The following is a 449-nucleotide window of genomic DNA, read 5'->3' as shown; positions in this document are numbered from 1 at the left end:
AGTGCGGTGCCTGCGACGCCGAGGTAGCCGGCTGCTTCGTTCAGGCCCATGGCCAGGCCGCGGCGTTCGGGGCCGACGAGGTCCATTTTCATCATCACGGTGGTGGACCAGGTCAGGCCCTGGCTGATGCCCAGGACTACGTTGGCGGCGACGATCCAGCCCCAGGAAGGCCCGAAGATCAGCAGGAGGGGGACGGGGAGGGCGATGAGCCAGCCGGTGACCAGGACGGGTCTGCGGCCGTAACGGTCCGAGAGGGTTCCGGCGAAGTAGTTGGTGGCGGCTTTGGCCAGACCGAACGCGAGGATGTAGGTCAGGGCGGAGGTGTACTCATCGAGGTGGAAGACCTCTCCGGCGAGCAGCGGCAGCACGGTGCGTTCCTGGCCCAGAGTGCCGCCGACCAGGGCGTTGACGGCGACGAGGAGCATGAACTGCGCCAGGTTCTGCCGCAG

The 449-nt window shown here is 67.5% G+C and carries 1 protein-coding gene; it reads right to left on the bottom strand.

Annotated elements, in window-relative coordinates:
• Window positions 1–449 (bottom strand): MFS transporter (locus QK290_RS18560; RefSeq protein ID WP_282332137.1); only part of this gene is annotated, 449 nt, incomplete at both ends.

Source organism: Pseudarthrobacter sp. AL07 (assembly GCF_029960665.1).
GTDB lineage: Bacteria > Actinomycetota > Actinomycetes > Actinomycetales > Micrococcaceae > Arthrobacter.
This window is presented reverse-complemented; position numbering and strand designations above follow the sequence as displayed.